The sequence below is a fragment of the Yersinia sp. 22-579 genome, assembly GCF_030433455.1.
Lineage (GTDB): Bacteria > Pseudomonadota > Gammaproteobacteria > Enterobacterales > Enterobacteriaceae > Yersinia > Yersinia enterocolitica.
Map to the genome: position 1 here is coordinate 114,495 of NZ_JAUJTZ010000001.1, position 25,982 is coordinate 140,476.

Sequence of the window (25,982 nt, forward strand, 5' to 3'; positions counted from 1 at the left end):
GTATTTTCTTATAGATAGCCCAGTGCCATTAGTCTGGGCTTTTTTCTGCCCCGCACTCCCTGATAGCGGCACTGAGTCGGTTTATTCCTTGAGTTATCAATTCTGGGGAGTTGGCGGCAAAATTCAAGCGCAGGGTAAACTCCCCGTAAGCTTCCTGGGTGTGAAAACCACCTCCTTTGGCGAAAGTCACGCCCGCTTGCCACGCCAGCGGCATCAAACGCGAAATCGGTGCATTCTGTGGTAGTTGCAGCCAGATAAATAACCCACCATCAGGTATTTCAAACTGACAATCCGGCGGCAATGTCTGGGTGAGAGCCTCGACCATCACATCACGATGCTGGCGATATAAACGGCATGCCCGTCGTAGCTGTTTGTCATATCGCCCGACGGTAACGAAGGCATCCAGCGCCCGCTGAATCAGGTTCGAACTGGTAAAACTATCAACATGTTTTAAACGCGCCAACTGCGTGTAGTGGGGTTGGTCGGCAACCAAATAACCAATACGCATGCTGGGCAACAACATTTTGGAAAAGGTGCTGACATAAATAACCTCGCCAGGTGCCGCCAGTGAACGCAATGAAGGCAGTTTTTTGCCGCTGTAGCGCAAATCCCCGACGTAATCATCTTCAAGAATCGGCACTCCGGCGGCTCGTGCGATGTGTAATAACTGATGGCGACGGCTCTCACTCAGACAGCGGCCCGTTGGGTTATTAAAATTAGGGATGCAATAAATAAGTTTGGGTTGATGCTTAACCAATAGCGCAGGCAGCGTATCTAATTGCATGCCCTGCTGATCACTGGGTAGCGCAACAACATTCACTTTATGTAGGCGAAACAGGGCAATTGCTTCGGCATAAGTAGGTTCTTCTACCAACACGGTATCACCTGGGGCCAATAATGATTGGCTCACCAAACTGATGGCGTGTTGCGAACCATTGGTTATTAGCAATTGCTCTGGGCGTGTTGCGATACCCTGCGCAGAAAGAATGCGGCTCAGGGTATCGCGCAACGGGTAATAACCGCAGTAATCGCCGTAACTGAATGCCTCCTCAGCATGACGTCGCAATATCGATTGCAAAATCTGGCGGAATTCATCCAGTGGAAAAATCTTTGGGCTGCCAATGCCCGCGGCGAAATTGATGGTGTCTGGGGGGAGGGGAATATCCGCATAACCGTCCAGCCGTGAAGTCACGGTGGTAAAACGGTCGAGTGGAAATTCCCCTGGTAATAGCGGCTGTGGCTGACTTGGCGGTGGCGGGAGATGGCGAACATAGGCACCGCTGCCGCGTCGTTGTTGCAAAAAACCTTTAGCTGCCAACTCGGCGTAGGCGTTATCCACTGTTAGGCGGCTGATAGACAATTCTGCTGCCAAGGTACGTGTTGATGGCAATTTATCCCCATCAGCAAATACGCCACTAAGAATAGCTCGCCGCAGTGCTTCTTCAATTTGCAAATACAGCGGAATGTCTTGTTGGCGATCTAAAGGAATATGCATGTGATAACGCCGAAAGTGGCTCAGGTTAGAAATGATACTTTTACTATACCCAATGCCAGCAAGGCTTCAAGCAAGAAAAAGTGGCCTGCATCAATCAGGAGGGAAGTGGCTCTGGTGGCAAAAAAATGGCGGAGTAAAATTGCCTTACATTAAGCAATGTCGTCAATCTAATGAGGCTGTTATGGCAATACCAGCGGGATTACCCCCATCTATAATTCGTGCTCCGCTGGTGGGAAGCGGCTTCTTGACTGGTAAACGGCAAGGGTATGTGCTGGCTCTTATCAGTGCCATGTTATTAGGTTTTACCGGAATTATTATCCGCATTCTCACTGCGCATTATCATTTGCCGACTTCAGTCTTAGCTTTCTGGCGGGCAGGGTTGGTCGCAGCCGTTCTGTTACCTATTTTATTAGTGATCAAGCCTGAGTGGGCCAAATTACGCCGCGATCAGGTCAAATTCTATCTGGCTTATGGTCTGCTGCTGGCGGTATTTAATGGCTTATGGACAGAATCTGTGGCGTTAAACGGCGCATCGATATCCACCATTTTGGTGTATTGCTCGGTGGGTTTTACCGTTTTTCTGGGATGGATTTTTTATAACGAATATATGGGCTGGCGTGAGTTCTTCGTTATCGTTATTAGCATGGTGGGCTGTTTTCTGGTCAGCGATGGGGTGAATATCACGGCGGCAGATTTTAATTTTGTGGGTTTATTCATTGGACTGGCGTCGGGAATTGGTTACAGCTTTTATACTCTGGCCGGGCGAATTGCCACGGATCGCCGTTATCCTGTGTGGAATACCATTTTATATGTGTTTGGACTTTCTGCTGTGTATCAGTTGATATTTAATCAACTGTTGTTGTGGTTCCCGATACAGGGATTACAGCAGATGGTGGGAAATCTGTTCTTTTTATCCATCGGGACAGAAGGTGTTCAATGGTCTGGCTGGTGGCTATTGCTGATTCTGGCCGCTGGCCCGACATTACTGGGCTTTGGGTTGTTTAATCTGAGTTTGAAAACTCTCCCGCTGGCCGTCGCCAGTTTAATACTCACCTTGGAATTGGTGTTCACTGCTGTAATTGCTTATTTTCTATTGGATGAAGTCTTATCGGCTTCGCAATTACTGGGCAGTGCATTGGTTTTATTGGGTGTATTAATGCTGCATAGAAAAGATAATACTCAGGGGGAGATAGCAACACCGAGCAATAGTGCTATCTCGCCCTGAGAGCGTTTATTGCGCGGTTTTTCGACGTAATGGTGTGCGCAGACGTTGAGCTAATATCACCCCCGCGAGCGTAATGCCGCCACCAATCAGGTGGTAGCTGTGCAACTGTTCATGTAGGAAAGTGACGGCAATAATGGCGGTAAACACTGGCGTCAGGTTCATAAATATCGACGCGGTGTTTGCTCCCAGTCGCATGACGCCGTGAATCCATAAATAAGGCGCAATAATAGAAGCGGGAATGCCGGCAAATAATACCAGCGGGATATTCTGTGCCGTTAATTGAACATCTGCGGCCAACAGGAAGTTCGGTAATAACAGCACCACACCAAAGACAATTTGTATATATAGGGATTGCCAGTTAGGTAATTGAATTGCCCAGCGCTTGGTTAATACCCCGTAGAGAGCATAGGATGCCGAGGCACCGAACATCATCAATTCACCTTTGCCGATGCCATGTTGCAGCAACTGCGCCGGGTTACCCGCGCTGACCAACCACACCAATCCCCCTAATGACAATACACTGCCCAGCGCAATCCCGACGGTAGGTGCCACACGCAGCACCACAATGCTAATAAGCACGGTTAATAATGGAATTAACGAACTGAGTATTCCCATAAACAGGGCGCTGACACTGTGGGCAGCGTAATAAGCCAGGCTTTGGTACAACACCATCCCCAATAACCCCAGAATCATCAGTTTCCACCAATAAACGCGGATTGCCTGCCAGTTGCGGATAACGCCCATTAGCAAAAATGGCGTTAGGGTCAGTAATGCCAGTACCCAGCGATAGAAGGAGATTGCAGCCGGATCAATAGCGGTGGCGGAGACCTTGCTGACCACGGCATTGATTGACCAGATAATCACCGCGAATAAGGGGAATAACACATTCATGAACATAATTCTCATTGAGATACTAATGCAGTGCAGTGTAACGCTGTCTGATTTATTCTATATACTGATAATCAGACAATCGTTGCTGTGATTAAGACAACTTTAAACGGGCAGAGCTGTAGGCCGCAGGGTATGAATGACGATGATAAAACCTAATCTTCCGATGGTTGCCGACACCGCGCCGCAGAATCTCTCATTTCGCTGTGAGATATACAATGCCAATACTGAATTTCTGCCCCATACCCATTCCTATGGACAATTGATCTGTGTTAAATCGGGTGTACTGGCCATGAGCATTGGTGGGCAGCGCTTTCTGGCTCCGCCTGAATTCAGTGTCTGGATCCCCGCCGGAGTCGAGCATTCCAGTTATAACCGTAAATCAATGCATTTTCGCGCTATCGATATCGCGGTAGAACATTGCAAAGAGTTACCCACCTCAGCTTGTCTGATTAATGTCAGCCCGATTTTTAATACCATCGTGGAGGATTGTTTCGCCCGTGGTTTATTAATGCCGCAAAGCGAACAAGATTTGCGCTTAAGCCAGGTGCTGATTGATCAGCTCAGAGTCTCACCGGTGCAGTGCACCTATTTGCCGACCTCACAAGATAAGTTGTTGTCGCCCATTTTGGCGGCGCTGGAACGCTGTCCATCAGATAATACTTCGCTGGCAGTTTGGGCCAAACGGGTCTATACCACTGAACGAACGTTATCACGCCGTTGCCAGCAAGAGTTAGGCATGGCGTTTAGTGAATGGCGGCAACGTTTGCGTTTTTTACATGCAATTTCGCTACTCGAGCAGGGGAGAACGGTGCAAAGTGTGGCACTTGATGTGGGCTATAGTTCAGCATCAGCTTTTATTACCATGTTCCAGCAAATTTCGGGGACGACACCAGAGCGTTTTCGTCGCACCAATTCCCTTCCTCCTTGAAGCCGCAGGGGGTTGGCTACGCTTACGCACCCGAATCACTGACTTGAGTCAGCTCATCGGGGTTTATTCGCTTGCCGCCTACCTGCAACTCCAACGATTTTGGGGATATACTAAGCGCCCTGTTTTTCATCTGTAGGGCAGCAAGCTGCCGGAGAACAAAGTGAAAATTCTGGTTGATGAGAATATGCCATACGCCGATGCGCTATTTCAGCGGTTAGGTGATGTGCAGGCAGTGCCGGGGCGGCCAATCCCCCTCGATGCGCTGGCTGGTGCAGATGCGTTGATGGTGCGCTCGGTTACCAAAGTGAATGAGGCGCTGTTGCAAGACACGTCAATTCGTTTTGTTGGCACGGCGACCGCAGGCACTGATCATGTCGATGATAAATGGCTGCAACAGCAGGGCATCGGCTTCTCCGCCGCTCCTGGCTGTAATGCGATTGCCGTGGTGGAATATGTTTTTTCTGCGCTGATGATGATGGCCGAACGCGATGGCTTCCAACTGCGTGATAAAACGGTTGGTATCATTGGTGTGGGTAATGTGGGTTCACGGCTGAATGCTCGCCTGCAAGCTCTCGGGGTGCAGACTCTTCTGTGTGACCCACCACGCGCGGATCGCGGTGATAACGAAACATTCTGGCCGCTGGAAAAGCTGGTACGTGAGGCTGATGTTCTCACCTTCCATACACCGCTGAATAAAAACGGCCCTTACCAAAGTTTGCACATGGCGGATGATGAGCTGCTGGCTGCATTACCAGATGGCCGCATTCTGATTAATGCCTGCCGCGGTGCGGTGGTTGATAACGCTGCATTGCTCCGCGCGCTGGAAAAGGGCAAAAAGCTCAATGTGGTGCTGGATGTGTGGGAGCCAGAGCCAGAGTTATCTCTGCCGTTATTGGCCCGTGTCGATATCGGGACACCCCATATCGCCGGATACACATTGGAGGGTAAAGCGCGCGGTACCACTCAAGTGTTTGAAGCATTCAGTCAATATTTGGGCCAGCCACAATCCGTCGAGCTTGCCAGCTTATTGCCACCGCCCGAATTCAGCCAGTTACGACTAAATGGTGCGTTAGACGAAGGCAAATTAAAACGATTGATGCACTTGGTGTATGATGTGCGCCGCGATGATGCGCCGTTACGGCGTGTTGCTGGTCAGCCGGGCGAGTTTGACCGCCTGCGTAAGCACTATCAAGAGCGGCGCGAATGGTCATCACTTTGTGTGCAGTGCGATGATGCTGCCAGCGCTGAGTTGTTGCAAAAGTTAGGGTTTAGCACTCATATCCTTCGTTCTTGAAGCTGCAGGGGTGTTAGCTGCGTGCACTCACCCGAGTCACTTACTTGAGTAAGCTCATCGGGATGAGTTCACTTGCTGCCTACCTGCAACTCCAATGACTTTGGGTATACCGCATTAATTCGTTAGTAAATGACCATTCTGTTATTTGCATAAATCTTTGTAATTTAATGAACGTTAGTGGAGAAAACCAACATGTCTGACGGCTGGAATATAGCTCTGTTAGGAGCAACGGGCGCAGTAGGTGAAGCTTTGCTGGAGCTGTTAAATGAGCGCCAGTTCCCGGTTGGTGAATTGTATCCTCTGGCCAGCGAGCGCAGTGCTGGTGCAACTGTGCGCTTTAACGGTAAAAGTGTGCTGGTTGAAAATGCCGCAGAATTTGACTGGTCGCAGGCGCAACTGGCTTTCTTTGTCGCTGGCCGTGAAGCCTCACAGCAATATGCGGAAGAAGCGGCCAACGCCGGTTGTTTGGTTATCGACAGCAGTGGCTTGTTTGCCATGGATCAAGATGTGCCGCTGGTGGTGCCAAGTGTGAATCCTCAAGTGCTGGCGGAGTACCGCAACCGCAATATTATTGCGGTCGCCGATAGCCTGACCAGCCAGTTATTGACAGCAATTAAGCCGCTGACCGAGCAGGCCGGTTTGTCCCGTTTGCATGTTACCGCGCTGATTTCTGCTTCCGCTCACGGTAAAGCCGCAGTGGATGATCTCGCCGGGCAAAGCGCTAAGCTGTTAAATGGTATTCCTGCGGAGCCAGGTGTTTTCGCTAAGCAATTGGCCTTTAACGTTTTACCGTTGCTGGCTGATGAAGAAGGTAGCGTACGTGAAGAACGCCGTTTAGTGGATCAGGTACGTAAAGTCTTACAAGACGAAGGGTTACCTATCTCCGTGAGCTGTATCCAGTCGCCAGTATTCTATGGTCAGGCACAAGTGGTTCATCTGGAAGCGCTACGCCCAATCGCCGCGGAAGAAGCCCGCAGTGAGCTGGAAAGTTGCGACGATATCCAGTTATCGGAAGAAGATGATTACCCAACACAAGTCACTGATGCCTCTGGTAGTGATGTTTTGAGTATTGGTTGTATCCGCAATGACTATGGTATCCCCGAAGTGTTGCAGTTCTGGTCGGTGACTGACAACATTCGTTTCGGCGGTGCGTTGATGGCAATTGAAACGGCGGAGCGCCTGTTGCAGGAGCAACTATACTGATGTCCGAACTTGAGTTGACTCAGCCGGAAAATACCGTGGCTGAGGCTGCGGGGATTAAAATCGCGCTGGGTATTGAATACAACGGCAGCCGTTATTTCGGTTGGCAGCGCCAGCAAGAGGTTGCCAGCGTACAGGCTTGTCTGGAGGCCGCACTGTCAAAAGTCGCCAATGAGCCTATCGGCGTATTATGTGCCGGACGGACAGATGCCGGGGTGCATGCGACGGGGCAGGTAGTCCATTTTATCACTACAGCCGAGCGCAAAGATGCCGCCTGGACGATGGGCGTCAACAGCCATTTACCGCCTGATATTGCGGTTCGTTGGGTCAAAACAGTTGATGATAGTTTTCATGCCCGTTTCAGTGCCACGGCTCGACGCTATCGTTATATTATTTTTAACCATCGCTATCGGCCAGCGGTTTTGGCGCAAGGGGTCACCCATTGTTATATGCCGCTGGACGCCGAAAAAATGGAACAGGCAGCGCAATGTTTGCTCGGTGAGCATGATTTTACTTCGTTTCGTGCGATACAGTGCCAGTCCCGAACACCCTGGCGAAATGTAAAACATGTCAAAGTTACCCGACATGGCGCGTATATCGTGGTAGATATCAAGGCCAACGCATTTGTTCATCATATGGTACGCAATATTGTCGGTAGCCTGATCGAAATTGGTTGCGGTAATCAGAGTGTCACCTGGATGGCCGAGTTACTGGCGCTGAAAGATAGAGCACGTGCGGCGGCAACCGCTAAAGCGGAAGGGTTATATTTAGTCTCGGTTGACTATCCTGACCACTTTGCTTTACCCAAAACGCCATTGGGGCCGCTTTTCTTAGCGGACGACTGATTTTATAGCCTTATTTTCATGCAACAACATGAGTTAGGCGAGTGGATCACTTGGGGCTAAGGATTACCTAAGGAAGTTCAGCTAAGCTCGCTTAATCAAAGATTAAGCTCGTTGACTACTCGAGAGTATTTATGGAATTTATACGTTTCGTTATTGATTTTATTTTGCATATTGATGTGCATTTAGCGGAGTTGGTAGCGCAGTATGGCGTCTGGGTTTATGGCATTTTATTCCTGATTCTCTTTTGTGAAACCGGTTTGGTTGTCACGCCATTCTTGCCGGGCGATTCTCTGTTGTTTGTGGCAGGTGCATTAGCCTCATTGCCCTCCAATGACATCAATGTTCACATTATGGTTGCTCTGATGGTCACGGCCGCGATTTTGGGTGATGCGATTAACTACACCATCGGTCGGGTATTCGGTGAAAAGTTATTCAGTAACCCGGACTCCAAAATTTTCCGTCGTAGCTATCTGGATAAAACCCATCAGTTTTACGAAAAACATGGTGGTAAAGCGATTATTTTGGCGCGATTTGTTCCGATTATTCGTACTTTTGCACCGTTTGTTGCGGGTATGGGCAAAATGTCCTATCGCCATTTTGCCGCTTATAACGTGATTGGAGCGTTGGTATGGGTGCTGTTATTCACCTATGCTGGCTACTGGTTTGGTAACATGCCTTTTGTTCAGGATAATCTGAAATTGCTGATTGTTGCCATTATCGTGGTGTCAATTTTGCCGGGCGTATTCGAGGTTTGGCGGCATCGGCGGGCAGCAGCGCGTCAGAAAAATCAGTAAAAATGTTACCTAAGCCGTGGGTTCGACCAGTTTTTTATCTACACTGTCGAACCAATATGGTTTAATGAGTCACATTTGTGGTCTGTTCCTGCGGACAATCCGAGTTAAGTGCCTTAGTTACGCCGCATTGGCGTATATCTTAGGCATTTTTTATTGGGGTGTTTTCAGGGAGATGGTTAAAGCATGAACAGCGAACTGGCAACAGCCAGGTTCAAACAGAAAGGTCATCGATGAGCTGGATTGAACGAATTCTCAACAAAAGCAATATCACACAAACCCGTAAAGCGAGTATTCCTGAAGGGGTGTGGACGAAGTGCGACAGCTGCGGTCAGGTACTTTATCGTGCCGAGTTAGAGCGCAATCTGGAAGTGTGTCCTAAGTGTGATCACCATATGCGTATGTCAGCCCGTGCGCGGTTACATATGCTGCTGGATGCAGGTAGTGAAGTTGAACTGGGTAGCGAACTGGAGCCAAAGGATATCCTGAAATTTAAGGATTCCAAAAAGTATAAAGACCGCCTTTCAGCTGCACAAAAAGAGACGGGCGAGAAAGATGCTTTAGTTGCCATGAAAGGAACCTTACAAGGTATGCCTATTGTGGCGGTTTCATTTGAATTTGCTTTTATGGGCGGTTCAATGGCGTCAGTCGTCGGTGCTCGCTTTGTTCGCGCGGTAGAACAGGCACTGGAAGATAATTGTCCACTGGTGTGCTTCTCTTCTAGTGGCGGTGCCCGTATGCAGGAAGCATTGATGTCTCTGATGCAAATGGCAAAAACCAGTGCTGCTCTGGCTAAAATGCAAGAGCGTGGTTTGCCGTATATATCAGTGCTGACTGACCCGACCATGGGCGGTGTTTCCGCCAGTCTGGCAATGTTGGGTGATATCAATATCGCGGAACCGAAAGCATTGATTGGTTTTGCTGGCCCTCGGGTTATCGAGCAAACTGTGCGTGAAAAACTGCCGCCGGGCTTCCAGCGCAGCGAATTTTTGATTGAAAAAGGCGCTATCGACATGATAGTTCGTCGTCCGGTTATGCGTCAGACGCTAGCCAGCATTTTGTCGAAATTGACTCATCAACCGCAACCAAGTGTGGATGGGGTTAAGGCTGATGCGGCTGTGGCAGATAATCAGGCTGATGCCTGATTATCTTAACGGGCACCACCCTGATATGGTGGTGCCCGGTTATCGTGCATTGTCGCAACTTAAGCTTTATAGCTTTAAAAAAGAAAATATTTACCCAAAATAATTCGAGTTGCAGGAAGGCGGCAATTGAGTGAATCTCGATGAGTTGACGCTAGTCAATGATTCGGGTGAATGAAAGCAGTCAACGCACATGCAGCTTGAAGTATGATGGGTATAAAGGTCAGTGACGGGACTTATGAAAAACCATCAAACTCCCCAAGCCACGTCGCCTTTGGCCGCGTGGCTTTACTATCTTGAGCGCTTGCATTCTCAGCCAATCGAGCTGGGATTGGAACGTGTTAAACAGGTTGCTGAGCGTTTGGACTTGCTTAAGCCTGCTCCTAAAGTCTTTACCGTTGCCGGTACCAATGGCAAGGGCACCACTTGTTGTACCCTGGAATCAATTTTACTGGCAGCGGGTCTGCGGGTCGGGGTTTACAGCTCACCTCATCTTTTGCGTTACACCGAGCGCGTCCGTATTCAGGGGCAAGAATTGCCTGAAGCGGAGCACAGCCATTCTTTTGCTAAAATTGAAGCTGGGCGCAAAGATATCTCACTGACTTACTTCGAGTTTGGCACCTTATCTGCCCTGCAACTGTTTAAGCAGGCTAAGCTTGATGTGGTAATTCTGGAAGTCGGGCTGGGTGGGCGTTTGGATGCGACAAATATTGTGGATTCAGATGTTGCCGCCATTACCAGCATTGCGATCGACCACACTGACTGGCTGGGTTTCGACAGAGAAAGCATTGGCCGTGAAAAAGCCGGTGTCTTCCGTGCGGGTAAACCGGCAGTCGTTGGGGAGCCTGATATGCCGCAGTCGATTGCAGATGTTGCGGCAACACTCGGTGCGCACCTGTATCAACGCGATGTTGCCTGGCAGTTCAGCCAATATGGCTCCTTTGATCAACCCCAAAATGGCTGGAACTGGCTATGCGGTGATCGCCAACTGAACGATTTGCCACTACCGAATGTGCCACTAGCTAATGCTGCGACGGCTCTGGCAGTATTGCATTATTCTGGATTGTCCTTGAGCGAAGACGTGATTCGTCAGGGGCTACAGGCCGCCAGTTTACCAGGGCGTTTTCAGATAATCAGTGAGCAGCCGTTGTTGATTTTGGATGTTGCTCACAATCCGCACGCAGCGCGTTATTTGACTGATAAACTGGCTCAACTGCCCAAACAGGGCAAAGTGCGCGCGGTGATTGGAATGTTATCGGATAAAGACATTGGTGGTACGCTGGCGTGTTTATCTGAGCAAGTCGATGAATGGTACTGTGCGCCGCTGGAAGGACCGCGTGGGGCCAGCGCGGAGCAATTAGCTGAGCATTTGGCGCAATCACGCCAGTTTAGTGATGTCGAAACTGCCTGGCGTCAGGCCATGCAGGATGCAGAACCACAGGATGTGGTCATTGTCTGTGGCTCTTTCCATACGGTTGCTCATGTTATGGCAGCAATGGATTTGTAACAGCTTGAGTTTATCAAGACATTGAAATGGGGAGTGCGAGTGGCAAGTAAGTTCCAGAACCGTTTAGTCGGGACCATAATTCTGGTGGCGTTAGGCGTGATTGTACTGCCGGGGCTGCTGGATGGTAAAAAGAAGCATTATGAGGATGAGTTTGCTGCCATCCCATTAGTGCCAAAACCCGGTGATAGTCAGGAGATTGATGCGGTTCCACCGGTCAGTCAGCCCCTGCCTATTGCGCCGCCGGAAGGTGCAGCGCAAGCCGTGGCAGTCCCTAAAGATGATTCCGCCTCTCAGGCCGCTAATGATGCCGGTAACCTGCCTTCTGAACCGACTATCGTGGCACCGCCACCGGTACAAAGTAAACCGGTTGAAGTGAAACCTGTCGAGAAAAAACCAGCCGAGGTTAAGCCAGTAGAAGTCAAGCCAGTACCGGTCGAGAAGAAACCGCAGGAAGTTAAGCCAAAACCTGAGGTTAAACCGCAAGTACAACCAGAAAGCAAACCGGTTGCTGAAGAAAAAGCGCCAGTGGGGCAGGCCTATGTCGTCCAACTGGGGGCGCTGAAAAATGCGGCCAAAGTGAATGAAATTGTTGCGACGCTGCGTTTGTCTGGTCATCGCGCATTTACGGTGCCAGCGACACCGGTTCAAGGCCAGATTACCCGCGTGTATGTCGGGCCTGATGCGTCAAAACAGAAACTGCAATCGGCCTTGCCAGAGCTTAATTCATTAAGTGGTCTGAATGGGCAGGTTAAGCCCTATGGCACGGGGCGCTAAAGTTTGATTAAAGGTTAAGACATCAGGGTGTATAGGGTTTTTCGCGTTAAGTTTGTGCGGCGATTGTTGTTTTTAAAATCGCCGCACTTTAATTTGTCGCCGGTAATAATTCCTCTACGCAAACGTTTTCTTTTTCTGTTAGAATTCGCCGCGAACAGGATGCAGCGGCGATTTCGTCATTGGAATAGTCATGGTCTGGATTGATTACGTCATTATAGGGATTATCGGATTTTCTGCTTTAGTCAGCTTAATCCGGGGTTTTGTCCGTGAAGCATTGTCACTTGTAACATGGGGATGTGCGTTTTTTGTTGCCAGCCATTTTTACAGTTACCTTGCTATCTACTTTACCCGTTTTGAGGATGAAGTGGTTCGTAACGGAATTGCTATCGGCATTTTGTTCATCGCGACATTGATCGTCGGGGCTATTGTTAACTATGTGATAGGTTCGCTGGTTGAACGAACGGGGCTATCAGGAACTGACAGGGTGCTGGGCATCTGTTTTGGTGCGCTGCGAGGCGTTCTGATTGTCTCGGCCATGTTGTTCTTTCTGGATACGTTTACCGGCTTCTCGCAAAGTGTTGACTGGAAGCAGTCACAATTAATCCCGCAGTTCAGTTATATCATCAGGTGGTTCTTTGACTACCTACAGAGCACGTCGAGTTTCTTACCGAATCAATTACCGATTCGGAGCGGCTTATGAGGAAAAGACAACATGTGCGGTATTGTCGGTATCGCCGGTTTTGCACCGGTAAACCAGTCGATTTATGATGCGTTGACGGTGCTTCAGCACCGAGGCCAGGATGCTGCGGGCATCGTTACCATTGATGCCCATAATGGGTTCCGGCTGCGTAAAGCAAACGGCTTGGTGAAGGATGTATTTGAAACCCGGCATATGCTGCGCTTACAGGGGAATATGGGTATTGGCCATGTTCGTTACCCAACAGCAGGCAGCTCCAGTGCTTCCGAGGCTCAACCTTTCTACGTTAACTCACCGTTTGGCATCACTTTGGCCCATAACGGTAATCTGACTAACGCTCACCAGCTGAGAAAGGAATTATTCGAAGTTTCTCGCCGTCATGTGAACACCACTTCTGACTCAGAAATTCTGCTGAATATTTTTGCCAGCGAATTGGACCGTTTCCAGCATTATCCGTTGGAATCTGACAACATTTTTGCCGCTGTTGCCGCTACACATCAATTGATTCGTGGTGCCTATGCTTGCGTCGCGATGATCATTGGTCATGGTATGGTTGCTTTCCGTGACCCTAACGGTATTCGCCCGCTGGTTATGGGGAAACGCACCCTCGCTGATGGTCGTAATGAATACATGGTCGCTTCTGAAAGTGTGGCGTTGGATACCCTTGGTTTCGAATTCCTGCGTGATGTTGCACCGGGTGAAGCGGTATATATCACCGAGAAAGGCCAATTATTCACTCGCCAGTGTGCTGAAAATCCGAAATACAATCCATGCTTGTTTGAGTATGTTTATTTTGCTCGCCCCGACTCCTTTATGGATAAAATTTCTGTTTACAGTGCGCGTGTGCGTATGGGCCAGAAGTTAGGCGCAAAAATTGCCAAACAGTGGGAAGACCTGGATATCGATGTTGTTATTCCTATCCCGGAAACTTCCTGTGATATCGCGCTGGAAATCGCCCGTATTCTGGATAAGCCCTACCGCCAGGGGTTTGTGAAAAACCGCTATGTTGGCCGTACCTTTATCATGCCGGGCCAGCAGGAACGTCGTAAATCTGTGCGCCGTAAGCTGAATGCCAACCGTGCAGAATTCCGCGATAAGAACGTGTTATTGGTGGATGACTCTATTGTGCGCGGTACCACGTCAGAACAGATTGTTGAAATGGCGCGTGAAGCTGGAGCGAAGAAAGTATATTTCGCCTCTGCCGCTCCTGAAATTCGTTTCCCGAATGTGTATGGCATCGATATGCCAAGTGCTAATGAATTAATTGCACATGGGCGTGAAGTGGATGAGATTCGTCAGTTGATTGGTGCGGATGCACTGATTTTCCAGGATCTTAGTGACCTTATCGAGGCGGTACGCGAAGATAACCCAGATATTACTCAGTTCGAGTGCTCAGTCTTTAACGGCGTTTATGTGACTAAAGATGTGGATCAAAGCTATCTGGAGTATCTGGAATCGTTACGTAACGACGATGCGCAAGCATTACGTAGTCATAACGAAGCGGAAAACCTGGAGATGCATAACGAAGGGTAATATACCCTTTATACTTCAAACTGCATGTGCGTTGGCTGCCATCACTCACCCAAGTCATTGAGTTATCTCAACTCCTTGGGTTCATTTCGTTGCCGCCTTCCTGCAATTCGAATTATTTTGGGTATACCTGGGTATACTTAGTGAAAAGGTGAGTGTGAATCAAAAAGGTGCAACCAGCGTGCAGGCGCGGTGCACCTTTTTTGTTGCCAACAGAACTCAAGATGTTAGGGCTAAATTGGCGGGCGATAATTTGCTAATTGATCTCGGATACGGCAAAGTCTCGCCATATTTCTTTATGTTATGCTTAATTTATAAGGCATAAAGCCAGCTTGAGGGACTTTCCCATGAAACGACTTATTATTGGCATTAGCGGTGCCAGCGGTGCCATTTATGGTGTTCGCTTGTTACAGGTGCTACGACAGGTCGAGGGGGTGGAAACGCACTTGATTCTCAGTAATGCGGCACGCCAGACGTTAGCACTTGAAACAGATTTCAGCGTCAAGGATGTGCAGGCGCTAGCGGATGTGGTGCACGATTCGCGCGATATTGCAGCTTGTGTTTCCTCGGGGTCATTTAAGACCTGCGGGATGGTTATTTTACCTTGTTCAATCAAAACACTATCTGGCATTGTCCATAGCTATACCGATGGCTTATTGACTCGCGCCGCTGATGTGATACTGAAAGAGCGCCGCCCACTGGTGCTGTGCGTGCGTGAAACGCCGCTGCATTTAGGTCATTTACGGCTAATGGTGCAGGCTGCTGAGTTGGGCGCGGTCATTATGCCGCCGATGCCAGCGTTTTATCACCGCCCACAGACTATCCAAGACCTGGTCGATCAAACGGTTAATCGGGTTATCGATCAATTCGATATTGAGTTGCCCGAAGATCTATTTATTCGTTGGCAAGGCACTAGTTAACATTTCTCACTCAATTGATACATTTGTGCAACATCGCACTGAAATAGGGCGCATTATGCACCACAATGATGCTGTTTCAGATCGCGAACTGTTGCATAGATTTCGTATTCAGTTTCTCCCTACGACCCTAAGCCCACTTTTAGTGGTTGTTGTGCCAGGCAAGCGGTAATGAAATTTGCTTTTTCCGCCAATGATTACTGGCACGATTACTGCACATCGATTTATGGAAACGTAGATTTATGGACGCTAAGGGTTGTACAGAAAACTAACGCGCTTTGTGGCATCGAAAATCAATTTGAGGGTTATGTATGAATAAGAAAATTTTGGTTCTGCCTCTCGTATTAGCATTGGCTGCTGCCAGCACTGCTTTTGCTGCTATTCCTAAAGATATCAAAATTGGTACAGATCCAACTTATGCTCCTTTCGAATCAAAAAATGCCAGTGGTGAGTTGGTAGGTTTTGATATCGATATCGCCAAAGAGTTATGTAATCGTATTGATACTAAATGTACTTTTGTTGAAAGTGATTTCGATGCACTTATTCCATCACTGAAAGCTAAAAAGATTGATGCCATTATCTCTTCACTTTCAATTACTGAAAAACGCCAAAAAGAAATCGCCTTCACCGACAAACTTTATGCAGCTAATGCTCGTTTGATCGCGCCAAAAGACAGCAAAATTGAGCCAACATTGGTGGCGTTGAAAGGCAAACGTGTTGGTGTATTACAAGGTTCGACTCAGGAAGCATTTGCTAATGCTGAGTGGCAGCCAAAAGGCATTGATGTTGTCGCCTATCAGAATCAGGATTTGATTTACTCTGACTTAAGCTCTGGCCGCATTGATGCTGCTTTCCAGGATGAAGTCGCTGGCAGTGAGGGTTTCCTGAAACAAGAAGCAGGGAAGGGTTATGCCTTCGCCGGCCCATCAGTTAAAAATGATGAATTCTTTGGTGTAGGTACGGGTATGGGCCTGCGTAAAGATGACGCAGAACTTAAAGCGGCGCTGGATAAAGCCTTTGCAGAAATGCGCAAAGATGGTACCTACGACAAGCTCGCGAAAAAATATTTCGACTTTGATGTTTACGGCGGTTAATCCCGCTGGTGGTAACAGCCTCTGCCTAAATAGGCAGAGGCCGTTATAGCGACTAGCCAAAGTAATTAACCAGACTCCTTACTCAGTAGAATAGGATAACCCAGATGCTGGATGGATATTCCAAACTGATATTTGAAGGTGCGCTGGTGACACTGGAGCTGGCACTGTGCTCAGTGCTACTGTCAGTGATTATCGGCTTAATAGGTGCCGGTGGGAAATTATCGTCAAATCGGCTGTTATCTGGCTTATTTGAGTGCTACACCACGTTGATACGTGGTGTCCCTGATTTAGTTTTGATGTTGCTTATCTTTTATGGTTTGCAGATAGTCCTAAATAGCATTACTGAATCCCTTGGTTTTGCACAAATCAATATTGATCCTCTTTCAGCTGGGATTATCACCCTTGGTTTTATCTATGGTGCTTATTTCACTGAAACATTCCGTGGCGCTTATATGGCGGTTCCAAACGGCCAGATTGAAGCCGCCAGAGCATTTGGTTTCTCTTCCAGCCAGATTTTCCGCAGAATTATGTTTCCTGCCATGATGCGTTATGCGTTGCCAGGCATTGGTAATAATTGGCAAGTTATTCTCAAGGCGACAGCTTTAGTCTCTATTCTGGGATTGAATGATGTCGTTAAAGCAACTCAGTTGGCTGGAAAGGGGACTTATCAACCATTCTTCTTCGCATTGGTGGCGGGCGTGGTTTATCTCATTTTTACCACCCTATCCAATGGTATTTTACTGTGGCTGGAACGGCGCTATTCTCACGGAGTGAAGAGGGCCGAACTATGATTGAAATCCTACATCAATATTGGCAAGCCTTGCTTTGGAGTGACGGTTATCGATTTACCGGCATGGCCGTTACACTATGGTTATTAATCACCTCAGTTGTGATGGGCGGGTTGCTAGCTATTCCGTTGGCGGTAGCGCGTGTCGCCGAGCGGCGCTGGATTCGCTTACCAGTGTGGATATTTACTTATATCTTTCGCGGTACGCCGTTATACGTGCAATTGCTGGTGTTCTATTCCGGTATGTACAGCCTGGAGATAGTCCGAGGCAACGATCTACTCAATGCATTCTTCCGCAGTGGATTGAATTGTACTATTTTGGCCTTGACGCTAAATACCTGTGCTTACACCACTGAGATATTCGCCGGTGCTATTCGATCAGTACCACACGGTGAAATTGAAGCAGCAAGAGCCTATGGTTTCTCGCGCTTTAAAATGTATCGTTGCATTATTTTACCTTCCGCACTGCGTATTGCTTTACCCGCCTATAGTAATGAAGTTATTTTAATGCTGCATTCTACCGCGTTGGCTTTTACCGCCACGGTGCCAGATATACTGAAAATAGCGCGTGATATTAACGCTGCGACATATCAGCCGTTTTATGCTTTTGGTATTGCTGCCGTACTTTATCTGATTATCTCCTTTACGCTAATTAGCCTGTTCCGCCAGGCAGAGAAACGTTGGCTGGCACATATAAAACCTCAGGCATCGCATTAAGTACGGAGAACCTTATGACTGACACATTAAACACTATGACTGACACACTAAAACCTAAAATAGCTGAAACCAAACTGTCTGTGACCGAATTGCATAAGCATTATGGGGAACATGAGGTGTTAAAAGGCGTTTCACTCTCAGCCAAAGCGGGGGACGTTATTTCTATTATTGGTTCGTCAGGATCAGGGAAAAGTACCTTTTTACGTTGTATCAACTTCCTGGAAAAACCTAGCGAAGGGTCGATCAGTGTCAATAATCAAGATATTCGACTGGTGCGCGATAAAGACGGACAATTAAAGGTTTTTGATAAAAAAGAACTGCAATTACTACGCACTCGGCTGACGATGGTATTCCAGCATTTTAATTTATGGAGCCATATGACAGTATTGGAAAATGTGATGGAAGCGCCGGTGCAGGTATTAGGACTGAGTAAATCAGTAGCCAAAGAACGTGCTATCCGTTATCTGGATAAAGTCGGTATTGATGAGCGTGCGCGGGCTAAATATCCAGTACATCTTTCCGGTGGTCAACAGCAACGTGTCTCTATTGCGCGGGCATTGGCGATGGAGCCGGATGTATTACTATTTGATGAGCCGACTTCTGCGCTGGATCCAGAATTGGTTGGGGAAGTTCTGCGAATTATGCAGAAACTGGCAGAAGAGGGGAAAACCATGGTAGTGGTGACCCACGAAATGGAGTTTGCCCGCCATGTTTCCAGCCATGTTATTTTCTTGCACAAAGGATTAATCGAAGAAGAAGGCCCGCCCGCCGAGCTGTTTGGTAATCCTAAAAGCCCTCGTTTGCAGCAGTTTCTTTCTGGTGCATTGAAGTGATTTATTCCCATGAGATGAGCGTAATGTTCATCTCATAGTTATATTAATTCCCCGCAATATATTCCTCCTGCAAAATCATTTAATTCTGCAAGAATGGACTTGAAGCAGAGATATTTTATGGAATGGGTTTGTTCAGCACATTACGCAGTGCTTCTTCCAGTTCGAAATAACGGAATGCAAAACCGGCTTCTTCCAACCGTTTTGGAATTGCCCGCTGCCCACCTAATACCAATGCGGCAGATTCCCCCAGTAATAAACGTATTGCAGCAGCAGGGGTACGTATCACCGCTGGGCGATCTAATACCTCGGCCAGAGTGGCAATAAATTGCTCATTATGGACCGGGTAAGGGGAAACCATATTAAATGGGCCGCTAAGGCCGTGGGTGGTTAGTAAATAATGAATACCATGAACCATATCATCTATATGTATCCACGGCAGGTATTGGCGACCATCCCCGATTGGGCCACCTAGCCCAAGGCGCAACAGTGGTACCATTTTAGCTAATGCTCCACCATGCGGAGCCAATACGATGCCAGTGCGTAGAAGGCAAACCCGAGTATGCTGACTTTCGGCAGCCCGAGCGAGATTCTCCCAGCGCTCACATAACATATGAGTAAACTCATCATGAGGGGCTTCATCTTCGGTGACGACGGCTTGTCCTTGGTCACCATAAAACCCGACGGCTGATCCTGAAATAAAGACGGTTGGCGGCTGACTACTGGCCCTAATTAATGTTGCCAGTCTTTCCGTTATTTGCCAGCGACTCTGACATAAGATCTCTTTCTGTTGCGGCGTCCAGCGCTTTTCCGCAATAGGCTCGCCCGCCAGATTGATAACGGCATCAAAATTATTGAGGTCATGTTGGTCATCTAATGTTGACCAGCAGGTGATTTGCGAACCAAGAACATCATTTGCTCGCTGCGGATCGCGGGTTAACACTGTTATTTGATGGGCTTGCGATAAAAGGAATGCGGTCAGACTGCGCCCGATCAGTCCTGTAGCTCCAGTGATTACAATACGCATAGCCAATCTCCATATATGCCCTTCTGACTTGATGCTTACCTGCAACTCCACGTTCTTTGGGGATAGCAGTAGCCTAGTTTCTTTTTTAGCATAGATTATCTTGCGTTCTTCTCCCACGACGCTGAGCACATCCTGAGTGAAATTTTTAACAAAATAAAAAATAATAACTAAATAAATTTGCTGATCTATCCGATTAATACAGTACTGAATACTCGGCTATTACCCATTATGTAGTAGAACTGTTAGGACTATCTACTTTATTGTTTCTGAACGCGAACAAGGGTTATAAGCCATATCGATGACGACAAAACTCTGGATTCGCGCTTTTCTGCCAGAGCCAATATACTCATCGGTATGGAAAAGAGGCCACTTGCCTCTTTCACCTTGTAATGTTGGATATTTTATAAATAAAAGCTGAGTATTTCATAAAAACTCACGGCGGCTGATCAATCCTGCGATTGAGGTCAGGTTGCTGCCTCATTGTTGTCCATACACTTTTCAGGTGCGCATGAAGCTAAACATTGAAGTTAATTGTTCTTATGTGTGTGAGCCTATACATAGGCAAGACGGTAGTTTATTAGCTGTGGAGCTATTGAGCCGATTTTCAGCTAAATCGGTAGATTTACCCATTGATGTTGAAAATTTTATTAATAAATTGGATGTTGATGGAAAGACCGATTTATTCCATGACCAATTACGTGCAGTGAAGGCTTATAAAGATTGGTTTATCACTCACAACGTTTTGCTTTCAATTAATATTGATTTTGACTTGGCAAGTGTGATTGTTACAGATCAATCAACTCGTCAAATGCTGGATGAATTACCTTTCTTGCGTTTGGAAATAATGGAGACATTCTCCAATTTATCTGATGGAATGAATAACCCATTATTACGCGATCTGGCTGAGCGCTATCCGCTATGGCTGGATGACCTTGGCAGCGGTGGCTCTACCTTAAATGCGGTAACTGCCAATATTTTCGAATATGTGAAGATTGATAAGCATTTCTTCTGGCAGCACAATAAGCATACCTTCCCGATTTTGATTAATAACATTAAGAAATATTGTCTCGGGGTGATTGTGGTTGGCGTAGAAAATCAGGATGAATCGGAGCAACTTAAAGGCAGTAATATTGATGCTATGCAAGGATATCTATTCAATCAGTTGACACTGGATGAATTGGTATCGCAATCCTCGCTCTAACCAACCCTCTTCCATTCTATCTTGCGCAATGCTGACATTATTCTTTTATGTCGGCATTGTATTTTTTTACGATAAAAGTATTTTACGATAAAATTTTCTTATGGTGGATAGTGGCTTTTCTCGGATTAATCTGACGGATTGGATGATAGAATGAAGCCACATTGAGTTCTCATTACGTATTATGGCGGCAGGTGTCGCCAGACTGACTGAGATTAGACCTAAGAGACGACGATACCATGAAGTTAATGTTTGCTTCTGATCTGCATGGGTCGCTACCGGCCACTAAAAAAACGCTGGAAATCTTTGACCGCAGTGGCGCGCAATGGCTGGTGTTATTGGGGGATTTGCTCAACCATGGGCCGCGTAATGCGTTACCGACAGGTTATCAGCCGGCAGCTGTTGCAGAATGTCTTAATCCCTATAAAAACCAGATTATTGCTGTGCGGGGTAATTGCGATAGCGAAGTCGATCAGATGCTATTACAGTTCCCTATCATGGCCGGTTGGCAGCAGATTATTATGCCAGAAACACGTTTATTTTTGACGCATGGTCACCTTTATCACCCGGCTGCGCTTCCCCCATTGCGCAAGGGCGATGTCTTAGTCTATGGTCATACTCATCTACCGCAAGCTGAGTGGCAAGATGACGTCATATGCTTTAATCCCGGTTCAGTCAGCATCCCAAAAGGGGGATACCCGGCGAGTTATGGCATGTTGGATGGGGGAGTTTTACAGGTTCTGGCCCTACAAAATGATGAGCCTGTCACCCAATTGTCATTAAAAACTAAATAATATAACGAGTTATAAACTCTTGATTAACAATTGCGCGTATCTAATCGCGCCCAGATAGAAGGTTTCAGAGGATGGTGGAGCAAAATCCAGCAGCAGTCATCGAGTGGGTTGATATTGTTGATGAGCAAAATGAAGTGATTGCTCAATCCAGTCGTCAACAAATGAGAGCTCAACGACTACGCCACCGTGCTACCTATATTGTGGTGCACGACGGAATGGGCAAAATACTGGTACAACGCCGTACTGAGAGCAAAGATTTCTATCCCGGGAAACTGGATGCAACTGCCGGTGGTGTGGTGCAAAGTGGTGAAAACTACCTTGAATCTGCAAGGCGCGAGGCGGAAGAAGAGTTAGGCATTGCTGGCGTGCCTTTTGCTGAGCATGGTCAGTTCTACTTTGAAGAAGAGTGTTGCCGCGTGTGGGGGGCTTTGTTCAGTTGTGTTTCACACGGTCCATTTGCATTGCAGGCGGAAGAAATAGATGAAGTCCGTTGGATGCTGCCGGAGGAAATTACCGCGCGGTGCGACGAGTTCACGCCGGATTCTCTGAAAGCATTATCGCTGTGGTTAACCCGTAACAACGAGCAGGATTACGGTAAAATCACACCGCGCGAAGATTAATCTCATTCAGCCATAAAAAAGCCCTGACATCAGTCAGGGCTTTTTTTTTGAGCTTATCCTACTGATTATCGAACAATAATCCCAAGCAGAATACCCAGCGCACCGAAGTCCGCATCACTAAACGTTGTGTTGGCGAATCCGATATCACCCAGTACTGGCAGCAGGAATACTGGCAGGAAGGTAATCAGTAAACCTTGAGCAAAGGCACCCAAAATTGCACCACGACGCCCACCAGTAGCATTACCAAACACCCCTGCGGCAGCGCCGACGAAGAAGTGAGGCACAACACCTGGAATAATGACGGTCATGTTCATCAAATACAGCGCGAACATACCGATAAGACCGGCAGCAAAGCTGCTCAGGAAACCAACCAATACCGCATTGGGTGCGTAAGGGAACACGACCGGGCAATCCAGTGCAGGTTTAGCATTTGGCACTAACTTGTCGGAAATCCCTTTGAAGGCTGGCACTATCTCGGCAATAACCATACGCACACCTTGCAAGATGATGTATACACCCGCAGCGAAAGTAATGGATTGCATCAGTGAGAACATGAACCAGTTTTTACCACCGCTCAGGCTTTTCACCACTTCCGGCCCAGCGAACAGGCAGGTGACGATGAAAATGATACACATGGTAAAGGAGATAGCGACCGGCGTATCGCGTAAGAACAACAGACTTTTTGGCACATTCATGTCTTCAGTCGAATGTTCTTTATTGCCAAACTTACTGCCGATAAAGCCAGCTAATACATAAGACAGAGTAGAGAAGTGGCCGATTGCCACATCATCTGAACCGGTGACTTTCTTCATGTAAGGATGGGCAATGGCCGGGAAGAACACCATCGCAACCCCAACAACCAGAGAACCGATCACAATCAAAGTGACACCACTGATCCCGGCGGTCGCCAGAATGACAGCTACCATCATCGACATAAACAACGTGTGATGACCGGTCAGGAAGATGAATTTCCACGGCGTAAAGCGAGCAATCAGGATATTGATAACCATAGCGAAGAACATAATCATCGCCATTTCTTTACCGAAACTCTTTTGTGCCACGGACACAATGGCTTCGTTATTTGGCACAACACCCTGAATACCAAATGCATGTTGGAAGATGTTGGCGAAATCACCCAGAGATGAAACCACCAGGCCAGCACCGGCACCTAAAATCACAAAACCCATAATGGTTTTTACGGTGCCTTTAATGCACTCCGTGACCGGTTTTTTCTGTGCAATCAGGCCGATTAAAGCGATCAAACCAACCAGCACCGCTGGTTCGGAAAGAACATCACTCATTAAAAAGCGAAAGAAATCCATGCCAGCCTCCTGTTACAAAGCGCCTAATTCGGTTAATGCCACAGACAAACGCTCTTTCATGGCTTTCTTGTCGATCATATTGTCCAGTGCCACGATTTTTCCGCCCACAGCTTGAGCAACTAATTGCTCGGCGATATCTTTAGTACCGATGAAAATGTCACTGGGTGTTCCTTTGGCAGACCCTAGGTCCACATGGTCCACCTCTGCATTGACCGCCAATTCTTTCAGAATATTTTTGATGCTAATTTCCATCATCAGGCTGGTACCTAAACCGTTACCGCAAACCACTGTAATTTTCATTTTCTTTCCCCTTGAAATTATTATCCGAACTCAATGCTGAGATTAATAACGCGCAATAACGGATAGGATATCCTGCTGCGTTTTGGCATTAAGTAAGGCTTGTACATCGTTATCGTTATCGAACAACTGAGCGAGTTGAGAAATAGCCTCGATGTGGCTAGTACTGTCTGTCGCCGCTAACACTATGAGCAGTTTTACCGGATCATTACCTTCAGCATGGAAAGTGACGCCCTCGGTGATGACGGTTAAGGCCAGAGAGAGTTTATTGGCTCCTTCTTCCGGGCGTGCATGCGGCATGGCAATGCCCGGCCCGACCACGTAATAAGGACCAATAGCCTCATGGGAGCGATAAATTGCCTCGACATAACGGGCTTCAATCGAGCCATTATCAATCAGTGGCTGACATGAAATCGCGATGGCATCACGCCAGTCTTTTGCCTGGCTGACGACCTGAATGACGTCTGGCGTTAACAGTGTTTTTAACATGATATATATGACTCCCGATGACTGTTAACGTGAGAGTAGATAGTTATCACTGGCATTAATGTGATGGATCTCTCAATTGATAGCGCTACCTGATAGCGCTATCAAAATTTGTGATAGCGCTATCATTTGTCACACCAAGGGCTTTGGCTATCTCCAAATAAGCCATATACAATGCAATGTATTGTCGAGGGCCAGTGTGGGAAGGTTTTACTCAGACAAGAATTTTAATCAGGCAGGAAATCAGCATGGAAAAAACGCGCAAGCGCCGTAATACCGGGCGGGTCACTCTATCGGATGTGGCGAATTACGCCGGGGTAGGGTCGATGACTGTTTCCAGAGCGCTGCGAACGCCGGAGCAGGTTTCAGATAAATTACGTGAAAAAATAGAACAAGCGGTTGAAACCCTTGGTTATATTCCTAACCGCGCAGCTGGGGCATTAGCATCCGGTCACAGCGATACTGTCGCTGTTTTAATTCCGTCATTAACGGACAAAGCCAGTTCCCGATTTATGCAGGCGCTGCAACAGATTCTGAATAAAAATGAGTTTCAGTTATTACTAGGTTGCCATGAATATAACCAGCGCAAAGAAGCGGAAATATTGATGACATTGCTGCAAAGTAACCCAGCAGCGGTAGTGATATTTGGCTCTCAGCTGGCAGAGAAAACCTATCAATTGCTGGAACGCGCTAATATCCCGACGGTCAACGTGGTCGGTTCTTATTTCAAAGGGGCCAAAATTACTCTTGAGGCGGCTTTTTTTGAGTCAGCCTATGAGTTAAGTCGTCATTTGTTGGAGCGGGGTTATCACCATATTGGTTTTATCGGCGCTCATATGGATAACCGCCTGCAACGCCAGCAACTGAATGGTTGGCATAAGGCGATGTTGGAGCATTATAAAAATGCCGACCAGACGGTCACTACACCTGAGACGGCCAGTTTGCAGTTTGGCCGCTATGCACTGACAGAAATACTCCAGCGCCAGCCAGAATTGGATGCGGTGATATGCAGTCACGAAGATATTGCACTCGGCGTATTATTTGAATGCCAGCGCCGATTGTTGAGAATCCCAAGCGGCATTGCGGTGGCATGTTTAGATGGCTCTGATAGTTGTGATCAAACCTATCCAACATTGACTTCAATGCGCATTGATTACAAAAAAATGGGTAAGGAAGCCGGTAAGATGCTAATTGAACTGTTGGATAATGATGACGATGGCGAGTCTTTGAGCCAAAATTTCAGCTATAAATTTGAACCGCGGCAAAGCACTTGAAGATAGAGCCAAGCTTGAAGGAAAGCCGCCCCGAAGGACGGCTACCTATTTTACTTGCCTGATGTGTTGATGATTACCGTGATTGAGTTGTTGAAAATACTCCAACCCCCATTCCAGGATGTTAACAACGCACCAAATACAACGAGCACAATACAAAAGTATCGTTTCATTGTGCGGTCCATGCTTAGACCGCTTCACGCCAGCACCATCGGCGACACTACCGTGAATACAAGCACGGGAGAGTGCTTGCGTTTACGGCCGTTGGAACTCCTTTCCTTAAACCGATGCCCGCTTGCTTAA

General features: G+C 47.5%; 26 protein-coding genes. 20 read left to right on the top strand and 6 right to left on the bottom strand.

Translation table 11 applies throughout. The features are described from left to right. Window positions 1-28: 28 nt before the first annotated feature. On the bottom strand, window positions 29-1,495 hold the full coding sequence (locus QSV56_RS00680; protein ID WP_050298365.1) for a PLP-dependent aminotransferase family protein: 1,467 nt from the start codon (window positions 1,493-1,495) through the stop codon (window positions 29-31). Window positions 1,496-1,676: 181 nt separating this feature from the next. Here QSV56_RS00680 and QSV56_RS00685 point away from each other — a divergent pair, with 181 nt between their 5' ends. Continuing rightward, entirely contained in the window at window positions 1,677-2,720 is a 1,044-nt protein-coding gene (locus QSV56_RS00685) for a DMT family transporter (protein WP_019081988.1), read from the top strand. Between the two features lie 6 nt (window positions 2,721-2,726). On the opposite strand, the gene QSV56_RS00690 is transcribed toward QSV56_RS00685, so the two are convergent. Then, window positions 2,727-3,611: a DMT family transporter gene (locus QSV56_RS00690; RefSeq protein WP_005171845.1), complete on the bottom strand. Its 885-nt coding sequence runs from the start codon at window positions 3,609-3,611 to the stop codon at window positions 2,727-2,729. A gap of 142 nt (window positions 3,612-3,753) precedes the next feature. Between QSV56_RS00690 and QSV56_RS00695 the strand changes: the two genes are divergently transcribed. The 15 genes from QSV56_RS00695 to hisP all read left to right on the top strand — a co-directional run bounded on the left by QSV56_RS00695 (window position 3,754) and on the right by hisP (window position 18,667). Then, entirely contained in the window at window positions 3,754-4,539 is a 786-nt protein-coding gene (locus QSV56_RS00695; protein ID WP_046695674.1) for a helix-turn-helix transcriptional regulator, read from the top strand. Window positions 4,540-4,699: 160 nt separating this feature from the next. After that, window positions 4,700-5,833 carry a 4-phosphoerythronate dehydrogenase PdxB gene (pdxB, locus tag QSV56_RS00700; protein WP_301210227.1) on the top strand — a complete coding sequence of 378 codons (1,134 nt, stop codon included), beginning with the start codon at window positions 4,700-4,702 and terminating at the stop codon, window positions 5,831-5,833. A 192-nt stretch (window positions 5,834-6,025) separates the two neighbouring features. After that, window positions 6,026-7,036, top strand: coding sequence for an aspartate-semialdehyde dehydrogenase (locus QSV56_RS00705; protein WP_019081992.1), 1,011 nt, complete (start codon window positions 6,026-6,028; stop codon window positions 7,034-7,036). Continuing rightward, complete coding sequence (truA, locus tag QSV56_RS00710) at window positions 7,036-7,878, top strand: tRNA pseudouridine(38-40) synthase TruA (RefSeq protein WP_019081993.1); 843 nt, start codon at window positions 7,036-7,038, stop codon at window positions 7,876-7,878. Before QSV56_RS00705 ends, truA begins: the two co-directional genes overlap by 1 nt. Window positions 7,879-8,009: 131 nt before the next feature. Beyond that, on the top strand, window positions 8,010-8,672 hold the full coding sequence (locus tag QSV56_RS00715) for a DedA family protein (RefSeq protein ID WP_005171830.1): 663 nt from the start codon (window positions 8,010-8,012) through the stop codon (window positions 8,670-8,672). 230 nt (window positions 8,673-8,902) lie between these two features. Beyond that, complete coding sequence (gene accD, locus QSV56_RS00720; RefSeq protein ID WP_019081994.1) at window positions 8,903-9,814, top strand: acetyl-CoA carboxylase, carboxyltransferase subunit beta; 912 nt, start codon at window positions 8,903-8,905, stop codon at window positions 9,812-9,814. A gap of 235 nt (window positions 9,815-10,049) precedes the next feature. Next, a complete protein-coding gene (folC, locus tag QSV56_RS00725; RefSeq protein WP_050122554.1) occupies window positions 10,050-11,318 on the top strand; it encodes a bifunctional tetrahydrofolate synthase/dihydrofolate synthase in 1,269 nt (422 codons plus the stop codon). Between the two features lie 39 nt (window positions 11,319-11,357). After that, on the top strand, window positions 11,358-12,092 hold the full coding sequence (gene dedD / locus QSV56_RS00730; RefSeq protein ID WP_046050569.1) for a cell division protein DedD: 735 nt from the start codon (window positions 11,358-11,360) through the stop codon (window positions 12,090-12,092). Between the two features lie 190 nt (window positions 12,093-12,282). Further along, the gene (cvpA, locus tag QSV56_RS00735) at window positions 12,283-12,792 is read left to right on the top strand and encodes a colicin V production protein (protein ID WP_005158480.1); all 510 of its coding nucleotides are present in this window, start codon (window positions 12,283-12,285) and stop codon (window positions 12,790-12,792) included. A gap of 12 nt (window positions 12,793-12,804) precedes the next feature. Beyond that, window positions 12,805-14,322: an amidophosphoribosyltransferase gene (purF, locus tag QSV56_RS00740; RefSeq protein ID WP_005158469.1), complete on the top strand. Its 1,518-nt coding sequence runs from the start codon at window positions 12,805-12,807 to the stop codon at window positions 14,320-14,322. Window positions 14,323-14,666: 344 nt separating this feature from the next. Beyond that, entirely contained in the window at window positions 14,667-15,239 is a 573-nt protein-coding gene (locus tag QSV56_RS00745; protein WP_019081998.1) for a UbiX family flavin prenyltransferase, read from the top strand. A 308-nt stretch (window positions 15,240-15,547) separates the two neighbouring features. Next, window positions 15,548-16,330, top strand: a complete 783-nt coding sequence (gene hisJ, locus QSV56_RS00750) for a histidine ABC transporter substrate-binding protein HisJ (protein WP_005158461.1) — start codon at window positions 15,548-15,550, stop codon at window positions 16,328-16,330. 104 nt (window positions 16,331-16,434) lie between these two features. Further along, window positions 16,435-17,121 carry a histidine ABC transporter permease HisQ gene (locus QSV56_RS00755; protein WP_019082000.1) on the top strand — a complete coding sequence of 229 codons (687 nt, stop codon included), beginning with the start codon at window positions 16,435-16,437 and terminating at the stop codon, window positions 17,119-17,121. Then, complete coding sequence (locus QSV56_RS00760) at window positions 17,118-17,834, top strand: ABC transporter permease (protein WP_005158455.1); 717 nt, start codon at window positions 17,118-17,120, stop codon at window positions 17,832-17,834. The genes QSV56_RS00755 and QSV56_RS00760 overlap by 4 nt, the downstream gene beginning before the upstream one ends. A gap of 35 nt (window positions 17,835-17,869) precedes the next feature. Continuing rightward, entirely contained in the window at window positions 17,870-18,667 is a 798-nt protein-coding gene (gene hisP, locus QSV56_RS00765) for a histidine ABC transporter ATP-binding protein HisP (RefSeq protein WP_005171791.1), read from the top strand. 115 nt (window positions 18,668-18,782) lie between these two features. On the opposite strand, the gene QSV56_RS00770 is transcribed toward hisP, so the two are convergent. Beyond that, window positions 18,783-19,691: a TIGR01777 family oxidoreductase gene (locus QSV56_RS00770; RefSeq protein ID WP_046694794.1), complete on the bottom strand. Its 909-nt coding sequence runs from the start codon at window positions 19,689-19,691 to the stop codon at window positions 18,783-18,785. Window positions 19,692-20,199: 508 nt separating this feature from the next. On the opposite strand from QSV56_RS00770, the gene QSV56_RS00775 reads away from it, so the two are divergent. The 3 genes from QSV56_RS00775 (at window position 20,200) to yfcD (ending at window position 22,303) form a co-directional block, all read left to right on the top strand. Beyond that, the gene (locus tag QSV56_RS00775; RefSeq protein ID WP_019082003.1) at window positions 20,200-20,892 is read left to right on the top strand and encodes an EAL domain-containing protein; all 693 of its coding nucleotides are present in this window, start codon (window positions 20,200-20,202) and stop codon (window positions 20,890-20,892) included. A gap of 236 nt (window positions 20,893-21,128) precedes the next feature. After that, window positions 21,129-21,683, top strand: coding sequence for a phosphodiesterase (yfcE, locus tag QSV56_RS00780; protein WP_005158446.1), 555 nt, complete (start codon window positions 21,129-21,131; stop codon window positions 21,681-21,683). A gap of 71 nt (window positions 21,684-21,754) precedes the next feature. Further along, on the top strand, window positions 21,755-22,303 hold the full coding sequence (yfcD, locus tag QSV56_RS00785; protein WP_011815932.1) for an NUDIX hydrolase YfcD: 549 nt from the start codon (window positions 21,755-21,757) through the stop codon (window positions 22,301-22,303). Window positions 22,304-22,368: 65 nt separating this feature from the next. On the opposite strand, the gene QSV56_RS00790 is transcribed toward yfcD, so the two are convergent. The 3 genes from QSV56_RS00790 to QSV56_RS00800 are packed head-to-tail and all read right to left on the bottom strand — an operon-like array spanning window position 22,369 to window position 24,411. After that, on the bottom strand, window positions 22,369-23,625 hold the full coding sequence (locus QSV56_RS00790) for a PTS ascorbate transporter subunit IIC (protein WP_005277900.1): 1,257 nt from the start codon (window positions 23,623-23,625) through the stop codon (window positions 22,369-22,371). Window positions 23,626-23,637: 12 nt separating this feature from the next. Further along, window positions 23,638-23,925 (bottom strand): PTS sugar transporter subunit IIB, encoded by a 288-nt coding sequence (locus QSV56_RS00795; RefSeq protein WP_019082005.1) that lies wholly within the window; start codon window positions 23,923-23,925, stop codon window positions 23,638-23,640. 42 nt (window positions 23,926-23,967) lie between these two features. Next, window positions 23,968-24,411, bottom strand: a complete 444-nt coding sequence (locus QSV56_RS00800) for a PTS sugar transporter subunit IIA (RefSeq protein WP_005166808.1) — start codon at window positions 24,409-24,411, stop codon at window positions 23,968-23,970. Between the two features lie 245 nt (window positions 24,412-24,656). On the opposite strand from QSV56_RS00800, the gene QSV56_RS00805 reads away from it, so the two are divergent. Beyond that, window positions 24,657-25,682 (top strand): LacI family DNA-binding transcriptional regulator, encoded by a 1,026-nt coding sequence (locus QSV56_RS00805; RefSeq protein ID WP_026018278.1) that lies wholly within the window; start codon window positions 24,657-24,659, stop codon window positions 25,680-25,682. Window positions 25,683-25,982 lie beyond the last annotated feature (300 nt).

Excerpts from the sequence above, each read along its gene's own strand:
- QSV56_RS00760 (WP_005158455.1), top strand. The coding sequence starts at position 17,118 with ATGATTGAAATCCTACATCAATATTGGCAAGCCTTGCTTTGGAGTGAC.
- hisJ (WP_005158461.1), top strand. The coding sequence starts at position 15,548 with ATGAATAAGAAAATTTTGGTTCTGCCTCTCGTATTAGCATTGGCTGCT.
- QSV56_RS00715 (WP_005171830.1), top strand. The coding sequence starts at position 8,010 with ATGGAATTTATACGTTTCGTTATTGATTTTATTTTGCATATTGATGTG.
- yfcD (WP_011815932.1), top strand. The coding sequence starts at position 21,755 with ATGGTGGAGCAAAATCCAGCAGCAGTCATCGAGTGGGTTGATATTGTT.
- cvpA (WP_005158480.1), top strand. The coding sequence starts at position 12,283 with ATGGTCTGGATTGATTACGTCATTATAGGGATTATCGGATTTTCTGCT.
- accD (WP_019081994.1), top strand. The coding sequence starts at position 8,903 with ATGAGCTGGATTGAACGAATTCTCAACAAAAGCAATATCACACAAACC.
- yfcE (WP_005158446.1), top strand. The coding sequence starts at position 21,129 with ATGAAGTTAATGTTTGCTTCTGATCTGCATGGGTCGCTACCGGCCACT.
- folC (WP_050122554.1), top strand. The coding sequence starts at position 10,050 with ATGAAAAACCATCAAACTCCCCAAGCCACGTCGCCTTTGGCCGCGTGG.
- QSV56_RS00705 (WP_019081992.1), top strand. The coding sequence starts at position 6,026 with ATGTCTGACGGCTGGAATATAGCTCTGTTAGGAGCAACGGGCGCAGTA.
- QSV56_RS00680 (WP_050298365.1), bottom strand. The coding sequence starts at position 1,495 with ATGCATATTCCTTTAGATCGCCAACAAGACATTCCGCTGTATTTGCAA.
- QSV56_RS00690 (WP_005171845.1), bottom strand. The coding sequence starts at position 3,611 with ATGAATGTGTTATTCCCCTTATTCGCGGTGATTATCTGGTCAATCAAT.
- QSV56_RS00755 (WP_019082000.1), top strand. The coding sequence starts at position 16,435 with ATGCTGGATGGATATTCCAAACTGATATTTGAAGGTGCGCTGGTGACA.
- QSV56_RS00775 (WP_019082003.1), top strand. The coding sequence starts at position 20,200 with ATGAAGCTAAACATTGAAGTTAATTGTTCTTATGTGTGTGAGCCTATA.
- purF (WP_005158469.1), top strand. The coding sequence starts at position 12,805 with ATGTGCGGTATTGTCGGTATCGCCGGTTTTGCACCGGTAAACCAGTCG.
- QSV56_RS00695 (WP_046695674.1), top strand. The coding sequence starts at position 3,754 with ATGATAAAACCTAATCTTCCGATGGTTGCCGACACCGCGCCGCAGAAT.
- truA (WP_019081993.1), top strand. The coding sequence starts at position 7,036 with ATGTCCGAACTTGAGTTGACTCAGCCGGAAAATACCGTGGCTGAGGCT.
- QSV56_RS00770 (WP_046694794.1), bottom strand. The coding sequence starts at position 19,691 with ATGCGTATTGTAATCACTGGAGCTACAGGACTGATCGGGCGCAGTCTG.
- QSV56_RS00745 (WP_019081998.1), top strand. The coding sequence starts at position 14,667 with ATGAAACGACTTATTATTGGCATTAGCGGTGCCAGCGGTGCCATTTAT.
- QSV56_RS00685 (WP_019081988.1), top strand. The coding sequence starts at position 1,677 with ATGGCAATACCAGCGGGATTACCCCCATCTATAATTCGTGCTCCGCTG.
- QSV56_RS00800 (WP_005166808.1), bottom strand. The coding sequence starts at position 24,411 with ATGTTAAAAACACTGTTAACGCCAGACGTCATTCAGGTCGTCAGCCAG.
- QSV56_RS00795 (WP_019082005.1), bottom strand. The coding sequence starts at position 23,925 with ATGAAAATTACAGTGGTTTGCGGTAACGGTTTAGGTACCAGCCTGATG.
- QSV56_RS00805 (WP_026018278.1), top strand. The coding sequence starts at position 24,657 with ATGGAAAAAACGCGCAAGCGCCGTAATACCGGGCGGGTCACTCTATCG.
- QSV56_RS00790 (WP_005277900.1), bottom strand. The coding sequence starts at position 23,625 with ATGGATTTCTTTCGCTTTTTAATGAGTGATGTTCTTTCCGAACCAGCG.
- hisP (WP_005171791.1), top strand. The coding sequence starts at position 17,870 with ATGACTGACACACTAAAACCTAAAATAGCTGAAACCAAACTGTCTGTG.